Raw genomic sequence first — 9,870 nt, 5'->3', positions numbered from 1 at the left:
CCTCCTTGCGCTTGGTGGAAGGGTTGATGCCGGCGACCAGCAATCTCTTGGCATCGTCCCGCTTCTCCCTCGCGTCGAGAAGCGACACTAGCGGGTACTTGCCAAAGGAAAGAATATTTTCCTTCTCCAGGTAGCGATAGCGCAATTGCCAGAGCTTAGAGCCGCTTTTTTGGACGAGGAGATAGAGCCCGTCGCCGTCGGCGAGACGATACGGCTTGAGCTTGGGTTTGGCGTTCTTGCAGGCGAAGTCGGAAAGCGGCATGGGTAACGGGCCTACGGGGTAATGGGTAATACCCGGATCGTTACCCACAAACTGATGCGTTGCAACGGTATGCGGAGGGTCATCATGAGCAGCCATAACGAGCTAACTCATTGATTCTTATTGGCAGGAGGGACGCTGTGAGAAGCTATGGGAAGGGGAAATGGTGCCCCTGGCCGGAATCGAACCAGCACTCCTTGCGGAACGCGATTTTGAGTCGCGCGCGTCTACCAATTCCGCCACAGGGGCGAACGGCCTCGGCCATTCGACGCGGGACTATAGCCGCAACGGGTCCTCGGTCAATGCCGACGGTCCCGCTTCTGTGCAATGCGGTGACGGCAATTGCGTTTGCGCCACGTTCGTCCTATGCGCCAGCCATGCGCGCGGGCCTCGTCTCGCACCCCAGGTCTGGAAACCGCCATGCTCCGCCGCCTCTATGATTGGGTCATGTCACTGGCCGCGACCCGCCATGCGGAACGAGCGCTGGCCGCGGTGTCCTTCATCGAAAGCTCGGTTTTTCCGATCCCGCCGGATGTGCTGTTGATCCCCATGGTGATCGCGGATCGGGCGAAATGGTTCCGAATCGCCTTGGTCTGCACGGTCGCTTCGGTGCTCGGGGCGTTTCTCGGCTATGCCATCGGCGCCCTGTTTTTCGATCTCGTCGGCCGGCCGATTCTCGAGCTCTACGGCAAGGCGGACGCTTTCGCCGAACTGACGGCCCGCTACAATTCCTGGGGCGGTTGGGCGGTACTGTTCGCGGCGATGACGCCGTTTCCCTACAAGGTCCTGACGATCTTCTCCGGCGTCACCGGGCTCAATCTGGTGACCTTCACCGTCGTCTCGATCATCGGCCGGGGCGTGCGGTTCTTCCTCGTCGCCTGGCTGCTCAATCGCTACGGCGCGCCGATCAAGGGGTTCATCGAGAACAATCTCGGTATGCTCTTCACCCTCTTCATGGTTCTGCTCGTCGGCGGCTTCGTCGTACTGCGGTATTTGATGTAACGGATGATTTCGATGGGAATGACTGAACGCTTCCAGCGCCCGACCGGCTTTCGCCAGACGCTGGCCTCGGGCTTCCTCACCGTGGGAACGGCGATGACCGTCGGGACGGCGCTGCTCTTCCAGCATGTCGGCGGCTACATCCCCTGCGCGCTCTGCCTGGAACAGCGCACGCCCTATTACGTGTCGATCCCGATCGCGCTTGTCGCCTTCGTCGCGGCGGCGGGGCGGGCGCCGGCGATTCTGACTCGCGCACTGCTCCTGGCGATCGGTCTGATCATGCTCTTTTCGCTCTATCTCGGCGTCTTCCATTCCGGGGTCGAGTGGGGCTTCTGGCCGGGGCCAACCGATTGCGGGCAGGTCGGCGGGGGCGACCTGATGAGCGGCGATCTCCTTGCCACCATCGACGCCATCCGGCCGCCATCCTGCGACGAGGCGGCCGGCCGCTTCCTCGGCCTCTCCTTCGCCGGCTGGAACGCCGTCGCCTCGGCCCTCTTCGCGGCCGTGGCGCTGCGCAGCGCCGTCGCCAAGGCCGACCGGTTTGCGTGAGGACGCGGCGCTCGTTCCCCACCAGCTTTGATCCGAGGCGATGCCGGCGCTTTTCCTGACTCTTTGGCCGCTGTTTGCCTTGATCCTCGCGGGCCTGGCGTTCCGGCGATCGGGTTTCCCGGGCGAGGGCTTCTGGCCGGCGGCGGAGAAGCTCAATTATTTCGTTCTCTTCCCGGCGCTGCTCTTTGCAAGCCTTGCCAAGGCGCCGCTGGCCGATCCGACCCTCCTTGGTTTCGCCGCGGCGATCCTCGTCGTGCTGGCTGTCGCCGCCATCGTCCTCGCGCTGCTGCGCCGTTGGCGAGGGTGGCCGGCCGCGCGCTACGGGCCGCTGGTCCAGGGCATGATCCGCTTCAACACCTATCTGGGGCTGGCGCTGGTCGGAAGCCTCTACGGCACCGAGGGCCTGGCGCGGGCCGCTGTCGTCCTCGCCGTGCTGGTACCGGCGGTCAATGTCCTGTCGGTCATCGCCCTGACCGCCGAACGCGAAACCAGTGCCCGCCAGTTGCTGATGCCGCTGGTTCGCAACCCGCTGATCCTCGCCTGCGCCGCCGGGGCGGCCTTTGCCCTCACGGGCGTTGGCCTTCCGTTCGGGACGGAGCGATTCCTTGGCCTGTTGGCCGCTGCCAGCCTGCCGCTCGGCCTCTTGTGTGTCGGGGCCGCCCTCAAGCTCGCCGCCGCGCGGGCCGAGACCACGACGCTTCTTCTCAACAGCGCCGGTCGGCTCGTCGCCATGCCGCTCGTCGCCGCGCTGGTCGCATGGCTGTTTGTCCTGTCGCCGCTCGACGCCTCGCTACTCGTCATCTTCTTTGCGCTGCCGACCGCCCCGACCGCCTATGTGTTGACGACACAGCTCAAGGGCGACGCGACGCTGATGGCGGGTCTCGTCACCCTGCAGACGCTGCTCGCGGCGGCAAGCCTGCCGCTGGTCCTGTCCCTGTTCGGCTGATCAGGCCCTGTCGCTGTCATCGCCGGCATCTCCGGGAATCATGGCCGCCGCCGCTGCATATCCGCCGGTTGCCCCATCGATGAAATGGACATGGTCGCTGCGGCTCGCCGAGGGCACGAAGCAGGTCATCAGCGCCGCGCCCTGACGGTGGGTGCCGATCCGCGCGGTTCCCTCGGCCGCCGCCAGGCGCAGCCGCTGCTCGATCCGATCGGCGACGGACGGCGTGCAGTCCAGCGTCATCCTGAGGCCGTCGTCGAATTTGCGGAAATCGGTATTGCGCACGAGTTCGGCCCGATAACGTCTCGGATCGAACCGGCCGACCCGGATGCCCGTCGTGAATGTCAGATGGGCGAGAAAGGAGCGCAGAAGGACGGAAAGCCGTGACGACCAAAGAGCTCGACCGGTTCTTGCCGCCCAGACCTTTGCCTCGATCCGGAAGCCGGCGGATGGCCAGCGCAGATCAGGCCCTTGGGGCGGAACCGGGCTGCCGACCTCAATTCCATCGGCGCCCAGCGCCACAATCTCTTGTGCCAGGGCGGCAAAACGCTCCGGCGCGGCGTCCGGAGCCGGGACCATGATGATCGACAGGATCAGGCCACGGCTAGCCGGTATCTCCGCGAATCGGCAGGTCAGGCCTGTCAGGTCGGGCCGGGCCGCATCGCCCGTTGCCGGTTCCAGCTGATATTCCCCCGCCTTCATCCGCTGTTCCGCCCAGGCGAGGCCGCCGCCGTCGAACATGGCGTAGGCAACATCGGGTGAGGGAGAGAAGCGGGCGACTCGCACGTCGTGCGCGTTTGCCCGGATCGTCGCGACCGGGACCATGGCGATACGCAGGGTCAGGTCGAAAGCCTCGTCTGCCCAGCCGGCGACAGCCGCCATGGCCGTTCGGGCAAGTTCAGCCTGGGCAGCGGGCAGGGCGAATCCGGCACCATCGCCGCCGAACACGAAGGGAAAGTCCTTTCCGGAAAGGCCGTTGGCGATCGCGGCGATCACCGCCGCGGCGACCGTGTTGATCTGCTTGTAGGCGCCCGCTTCGATGGCGGCGGTCGAGCGCACGATGTCGGCGACACCGACGACCCAGTCGTCCGGCAGCGGCACATAGGCGGCGGGGTCACCGAGACGGCTGAAGTCCGCCGACATCGGCAACGCCGCGTAGAAGTCGAGGCCGGTGCTATTCGGCGTCGCGCGGTCTTTGTCTGGCGGTTCGTGCATCGATCGTCCCGATTCAGGCGAGGCGCTTCGCCGGCTATTCTATTATCGTCCGCTGCTCCGGCATCGAAGGGCGCGGCGGGAAGCGCGCATCGTTGCGTCGGCGATGCAGCTTCAGACGAACGGGATGAAAGGCTTCGATCTGGTCGGTCGAGAATGGCGCGCCGATCGATGCGCCTATTCGGGATCGAGTTCGGAATCCCAGTAGAGATAATCGAGCCAGCTCTCGTGCAGGAAGTTCGGCGGAAACAGCCGGCCGTTGTTGTGCAAATCGTGGACGCTCGGCTGATAGGGCTTTTGATGCGGGAACATGCGCGCCGCCCTCGGCATCAGCCCGCCCTTCTTGAGATTGCAAGGCGAACAGGCGGCGACGACATTCTCCCAGGTGGTCAGCCCGCCCCGCGAGCGGGGGATGACGTGATCGAAGGTCAGTTCCTGCGGCGAGCCGCAATACTGGCACTGGAAGCGATCGCGCAGGAACACGTTGAAGCGGGTGAAGGCGGGATGACGCGCCGGCTTGACGTAGGATTTGAGGCAGACGACCGAGGGAAGCCGCATCGAATAGGTCGGACTTCGCACCGCCCGGTCGTATTCCGCCAGGATCGTCACCCGGTCGAGGAACACCGCCTTGACGGCGTCCTGCCAAGACCAGAGCGACAGGGGGTAATAGCTGAGCGGCCGAAAGTCGGCGTTCAGAACGAGCGCTGGAGATAAGTCCTGATTCACGGCGATCGTCACCGGTCGTTCTCCTTAACTCCCTGCGGTCGGACCTGAATTGGCGCGACTATCGTGCTCTATCGTGTCGCCTTTGTGAAGCCTGGGCGCGAGCGAGTTTCGCCGACGGTTCCCCCCGTTTCCCGCAGTGCGGTCGACCCGTGGAGAAGATCTGTGGATAAATCTCGCGGGGGTCATTCGGCGGCGGGCGCCGGAGCCGCGTCGCGGCGCGTGACGGCGCCGTAGTAGGACCAGAACAGACGCGCGGCGACCGAACGGTGCGGCGACCAGCGCTCTGCGATAGAAGCGACGGCCGCCGCGGCCGGACGCGTTTCATGCTCGAAGGCATGGCCCAGCGCCGCTTGCAAGGCGAGGTCGCCAGCGGGAAAGATGTCGGGATGACCGGCGCAGAACAACAGATAGCATTCGGCGGTCCAGACCCCGATGCCGCGAATGGCCACGAGTTCCGCGATCGCGTCGTCGGGGGACGCCGCCTCGACCCGCGCGAAGTCGACCGCGCCGTCCCGGACGGCCTCGGCGACGGCGAGCATCGTGCGCTGCTTGGGACGCGACAGGCCGGCGCGGCGGAAGGCCTCGTCGGAAGTGGCGAGGATCGCCCCGGCGTCGTCGACGTCGATCTCCTGCGTGAACCGCGCGAAAATCGCGTCGGCGCTCGCCTTCGATACCTGCTGCGCGACGATGATGCCGGCGAGACCCCGGAGCCCGCCGGCGCCGCGGCGAAGCGGCACCACGCCGGCCGCCTCGATCACCCGATGCAGGCGATCGTCCGCCAGACGCAGCGCATCCAGCGCCGCGTCGATGTCGGCTTGTGTCCTGATCATGGCGCCCGGTTCCTCAATTGCCGCGACTCTGTCACGTTGCTCACGCAATCGGAGTCTAGAGCATCGGGCGACAAACGAGGGGAAACAATTCGATGGAAACGACGTCAGCCGTGTTCCGATTCGCACCGAGTCCGAACGGCGAACTGCATCTCGGCCACGCCTATTCGGCGCTGCTCAACCACAAGATGGCGCGCGAGGCGGGCGCAACCTTTCTCCTGCGGATCGAGGACATCGATCGGGCGCGCTGCACCAAGGCCTACGAGCAGCAACTCGAGGACGATTTGTATTTTCTCGGGATCGATTGGGACGACACCCCGCGCCGGCAGTCGGAGCATTTTCCCGACTATGCCGCAGCGCTCGAAGCCCTGGCCGACGAAGAGCTGATCTATCCGGCCTTCATGTCGCGCGGCGACATCCGCGCCCATGCCGAGCGGCACATCGAGGAAACCGGCAAGCCTTGGCCGCATGATCCCGACGGGGCGCCGCTCTATCCCGGCCTCGACCGCAAGCTGTCGACGCGCGAGCGCGAGCGGAAGATGAGCGACGGCGAACGCTTCGCCTGGCGGCTCGACATGGAAGCGGCGGTCGAACGGGTGCCGGCGCTGAGTTTCACGGAAACCGGGCGCTCGCCGGACGGCGCCAGCGGCGAGATCGCCGCGCGGCCGCTCGACTGGGGCGATGTCGTGCTTGGCCGCATGGAGATGCCGACGAGCTATCACCTGGCCGTCGTCGTCGACGACGCGCTGCAGGGCGTCACCGATGTCGTCAGGGGGCAGGATCTGTTCCACGCCGCCAGCGTCCATCGCCTTCTGCAGGCGTTGCTCGGCCTGTCGGCGCCGCGCTACCACCATCACGACCTGATTCTCGGCGCCGACGGCCGCAAGCTGTCGAAAAGTGCCCGCGACACCTCCTTGAAGGCTCTGCGCGAGGCCGGTCTCGGCGCCGAGGACATTCGCCGCATGGTTGGATTTCCGGGCCGGCCGGCGGCGGAATGTTTCAGCCGAGCACGGTCAGCCACACGCTGAGGGTAACCACCGACAGTACCGTCGAGACCAGGATCGTCGTCGCCGCCAGCTTCTCGCCGGACTGGAAATAGGCCGCGAAGAGATAGGCGTTGACGCCGGCCGGCGCGGCGGCGGTCAGCACGGCCCCCTTCAGCCACAGCGGCGGCAGGGCGAGCCAGGTGCCGAGAAAGAAGACGATCGCCGGCATGACGACCAGCGACAGCGTCGCGACGATCGCCGAGGAAGCGATGTCGCCGCGCAAGCCGTAGCGGGTCAGCGACATGCCGAGCGAAAACAGCGCCAGCGGGCCGGCCGTGCCGCCGAGCAGCCGGGTGATCTCGTCGACATGGGGCTCCAGCGGCAGCCCGGTGGCGCGCCAGACGAGACCCGACAGGATGCCGACGACGATGGCGTTGGTTGCAAGGTTCTTCAGGACCCGCTTCAGCGTCGTCGCCGTCGAGACCTGCGGTGGCATGGTGCCGGCGTCGCGCGCGTCGAGCAGCGCCGCCCGCTCGACGATCAGCGTCGCAACGATCATCATCACCGGCAGATGGATGGCGAGAATCAGCAGGAGCGGCTCCAGGCCGGCGTCGCCATAGGCGCGCTGGATGGTAGGGATGGCGACGAAGACGGTGTTGGCGAAGCTCGACGAGATGCCGGCGATGACGCCGGCGCGCCGGTCGGCCCCGGTGAGACGCCGGACCACGACGCTGCCGATCGTCCAGACGATGGCGATGGCGCTGAAATAGGTCAGCCACAAAAACAGCGGGTTGGCATCGCCGAAGGCCGATGTGGCGAGGGTGCGAAACAGCAGCACCGGCACGGCGACGACGAAGACAAAACGAGCGAGGGCCTCGCCGGTCGCATCCGACAACAGCTTCGCCCTGGCCGCCAGAAAGCCGAGGGCGATCAGGCCGAAGATCGGGACAATGATATTGAGGATGTCTTGCATGAGACCGGCCGGATGATCGCTGAAACCCGGCGATAGACGGCGCCGGGCGGCAAGGCAAACGCATGCGACCCGATTCTGTCAGACAAGCTGACGATATCCGGCTTTCGGCCGGCGCGCCGCCCTGCTAGAGCGGGATGAGGAAAAGTGGGCACCGGTTTTCCGCCCGCATCCCGCGCTGAAAGAAAAAAGCGCGCGCGACGCTTTCCGCCGCCCGCCCGCCCGCCCGTCCGCCGCCGACCCGCCCATCCCGAAAGGCCGTCCCCAGTGAACCGGTTGCTGCCCTTCTTTCCGGCGATCTTCGTGCTGCTCTGGTCGACCGGCTTCATCGGCGCGCGCTACGCCATGCCCCATGCCGAGCCGTTCACCTTCCTGTCGCTGCGCTATGCGCTGGCGCTGGCAATCCTCGGCTCGGTTGTCCTCCTGATGCGGGCGCCCTGGCCGGGCTGGCGGCCGGCGGCGCACGCGATGATCGCCGGCAGCCTGATCCACGGCGTCTATCTCGGCGGCGTGTTCTTCGCCGTGCGGCACGGCCTCAACGCCGGCATCGCCGCGCTGATCGTCGGGCTGCAACCGGTGCTGACCACGATCCTCGCCGCCAGCTTCCTCGGCGAGCGCGTGCAGCCGCGGCATCTCGCCGGCCTTGCCCTTGGCCTTGTCGGTGTCGCCCTGGTCATCCTGCCGAAGCTCGACGGCTCGGGCGACTACCGGCTCTTGACGCTCGGTCCGGTGGTCCTGTCGGCCTTCGCGATCTCGACCGGTTCGGTCTGGCAAAAACGCTTCGTCGGCGGCGTCGACCTTCGCACCGGCACGGCGCTGCAATATTTTGGCGCCCTCGTGCCGACGCTGATCCTCGCTGCCTCCACCGAGACGATGGTGCTCGACTGGACCGGCGAGCTGGTCTTCGCGCTGGTCTGGCTGGTCTTCGTCCTGTCGATCGGGGCGGTGTTCCTGATGCTGTATCTGATCCGCGAGGGCGCGGTGTCGTCGGTCGCCTCGCTGATGTATCTGGTGCCGGGCGTCACCGCCGTCACGGCGTGGCTCTTGTTCGGCGAGACGCTGTCGCCGATCCAGCTTGTCGGCCTCGTCATCGCCGGGGTCGGCGTTGCGGCGGCCACGCGCAGGCGCAAGGCCAAGGTCGTGCCGCCAGGCCTATGAACCGCTGGTTCGTGCCCGCGACACGCCTCGGTGGCCGGGGACTCGCGCCGTCGCCCGCGCCGCCTATATTGCGCTTTCCGCGACTCGAAATTCGAACAAGGCCGGCATGTCCGATATTATGATCTACCTTGCCCTCTTTTTCATGCTCGCGACCGCCGGCGTTCTCGTCGCGGGCCTTTATAATCTGATGAAGGGCGGCTCCAGCAGCACCTCCCAGAACCTGATGCGCGCCCGCATTCTGTTGCAGGGCTTGGCCGTCCTCGTCCTCGTCGCGGTGCTGTTGTTTGCAAGGTAGGGGCGCTTTCCCTCGCCCTTCGAGGCTCCGCTTCGCGCCCGCCTTCGTCATCCTCGGCTGCCTCGCTGCGCTCGCCCCCTCATCCGGCCCTTCGGGCCACCTTCTCCCCGCCGGGGGAGAAGAATCGGCAGCGTCCCTGTCGGCGCTTTTTTCTGTTCCTGATGGACGCGAACAGTTTCGGAAGGGCGCCATTCCTCGCCCCTGCGGGGAGAGGGTGGTTCGTGCAGCGAACCGGGTGAGGGGCTTTTCCCCATGCGACAGCGCCTCCGCGCCCGCTCGGGCCGGAGAGTTCTCTGTCCCCTCCTTAAGCTTCGCCTTGCGGCTCGCTGAGGGGCCCCTGATGCCACTCCTCACGAGCGGCGGGATGCCGGAGGCGAACCCTCCGACTATTTTTAAGTCAATACGGTCCGCCTCCGGCATCCCGCGCGATGGGTTCCCGTGACGCGCCCGGGCTCTCGGCTCCCGTGCGCCGCCGCACCATTCACCCGCCGGCCCAACCTTTCGGCCAGGACCGGACGGGTTGTGGGATGCCGCCGGGAGGAGCACGACCTCCAGGCCGGCGGCATGCCGCCTTCCCCGCAGAACGGAAGGCAGGCGCGGCTGTCACAAGGCCCGGTCCCCGCCGCTCCGGAAGCGGCCGCAACCGGCACCGCCCGCCAGGGATTTCTCCCCTTGGCCCAACGAACGATCCCGGTGATCATTCGCGCCCGTTCCGTGGGCCGGCGGTGAGGGCATTGTGCGGGAGGCGGAAAGGGTGGGGAGAAAATTTTTTGGGCGGGCGGCTTCTTCGGAAGCTGCGCGGATACTTCGTACCCCTTGGAAGAAAAGGGCGCCGGCATCCAAACCGCGTCATCCCGGCCTTGAGCCGGGACCCATGCCGCGACTTTTATCCCATCCTGTCCGGCGACGGATTGGCGGCTCAAGCGGCTTGGCATGGATCCCGGCT

At 66.5% G+C, this 9,870-nt stretch carries 11 protein-coding genes and 1 tRNA gene; 6 read left to right on the top strand and 6 right to left on the bottom strand.

Features of this window, described 5'->3' with window-relative positions; genetic code table 11:
- Positions 1 to 358: Arm DNA-binding domain-containing protein (locus VSX60_RS21250; RefSeq protein ID WP_327626249.1), on the bottom strand; the 358-nt coding region annotated here is incomplete at its 3' end.
- Between the two features lie 65 nt (positions 359 to 423).
- Positions 424 to 508 (bottom strand) — tRNA-Leu (locus VSX60_RS21245).
- A gap of 171 nt (positions 509 to 679) precedes the next feature.
- Here VSX60_RS21245 and VSX60_RS21240 point away from each other — a divergent pair.
- From VSX60_RS21240 to VSX60_RS21230, 3 genes are read left to right on the top strand one after another with little or no spacing between them, the layout of a single operon-like run.
- Complete coding sequence (locus VSX60_RS21240; RefSeq protein WP_327626248.1) at positions 680 to 1,261, top strand: YqaA family protein; 582 nt, start codon at positions 680 to 682, stop codon at positions 1,259 to 1,261.
- Between the two features lie 12 nt (positions 1,262 to 1,273).
- Positions 1,274 to 1,807 carry a disulfide bond formation protein B gene (locus VSX60_RS21235; protein WP_327626247.1) on the top strand — a complete coding sequence of 178 codons (534 nt, stop codon included), beginning with the start codon at positions 1,274 to 1,276 and terminating at the stop codon, positions 1,805 to 1,807.
- A 40-nt stretch (positions 1,808 to 1,847) separates the two neighbouring features.
- Positions 1,848 to 2,753, top strand: coding sequence for an AEC family transporter (locus VSX60_RS21230; RefSeq protein WP_327626246.1), 906 nt, complete (start codon positions 1,848 to 1,850; stop codon positions 2,751 to 2,753).
- Here VSX60_RS21230 and VSX60_RS21225 read toward each other — a convergent pair whose 3' ends face one another.
- From VSX60_RS21225 to VSX60_RS21215, 3 genes are all read right to left on the bottom strand, one after another.
- Positions 2,754 to 3,965, bottom strand: a complete 1,212-nt coding sequence (locus tag VSX60_RS21225; RefSeq protein WP_327626245.1) for a DUF3095 domain-containing protein — start codon at positions 3,963 to 3,965, stop codon at positions 2,754 to 2,756. It lies immediately after the preceding gene.
- Between the two features lie 174 nt (positions 3,966 to 4,139).
- Positions 4,140 to 4,700, bottom strand: coding sequence for an HNH endonuclease (locus tag VSX60_RS21220; protein WP_327626244.1), 561 nt, complete (start codon positions 4,698 to 4,700; stop codon positions 4,140 to 4,142).
- A 170-nt stretch (positions 4,701 to 4,870) separates the two neighbouring features.
- On the bottom strand, positions 4,871 to 5,518 hold the full coding sequence (locus VSX60_RS21215; protein ID WP_327626243.1) for a DNA-3-methyladenine glycosylase family protein: 648 nt from the start codon (positions 5,516 to 5,518) through the stop codon (positions 4,871 to 4,873).
- Positions 5,519 to 5,610: 92 nt separating this feature from the next.
- Between VSX60_RS21215 and gluQRS the strand changes: the two genes are divergently transcribed.
- Positions 5,611 to 6,543, top strand: a complete 933-nt coding sequence (gene gluQRS / locus VSX60_RS21210) for a tRNA glutamyl-Q(34) synthetase GluQRS (protein WP_327626242.1) — start codon at positions 5,611 to 5,613, stop codon at positions 6,541 to 6,543.
- Here the strand turns inward: gluQRS and VSX60_RS21205 are convergent.
- Positions 6,515 to 7,474 carry an AEC family transporter gene (locus tag VSX60_RS21205; protein ID WP_327626241.1) on the bottom strand — a complete coding sequence of 320 codons (960 nt, stop codon included), beginning with the start codon at positions 7,472 to 7,474 and terminating at the stop codon, positions 6,515 to 6,517. The genes gluQRS and VSX60_RS21205 overlap by 29 nt on opposite strands.
- Positions 7,475 to 7,738: 264 nt before the next feature.
- Between VSX60_RS21205 and VSX60_RS21200 the strand changes: the two genes are divergently transcribed.
- Positions 7,739 to 8,629 carry a DMT family transporter gene (locus tag VSX60_RS21200; protein ID WP_327626240.1) on the top strand — a complete coding sequence of 297 codons (891 nt, stop codon included), beginning with the start codon at positions 7,739 to 7,741 and terminating at the stop codon, positions 8,627 to 8,629.
- 106 nt (positions 8,630 to 8,735) lie between these two features.
- Positions 8,736 to 8,924, top strand: a complete 189-nt coding sequence (locus VSX60_RS21195) for a twin transmembrane helix small protein (RefSeq protein WP_327626239.1) — start codon at positions 8,736 to 8,738, stop codon at positions 8,922 to 8,924.
- Positions 8,925 to 9,870: the final 946 nt, after the last annotated feature.

The organism is Aurantimonas sp. A3-2-R12, from assembly GCF_036016755.1.
GTDB classification, from domain to species: domain Bacteria; phylum Pseudomonadota; class Alphaproteobacteria; order Rhizobiales; family Rhizobiaceae; genus Aurantimonas; species Aurantimonas coralicida_A.
Note: the sequence above shows the minus strand (reverse complement) of the source record. Positions and strands in the feature narration are given on the sequence as shown.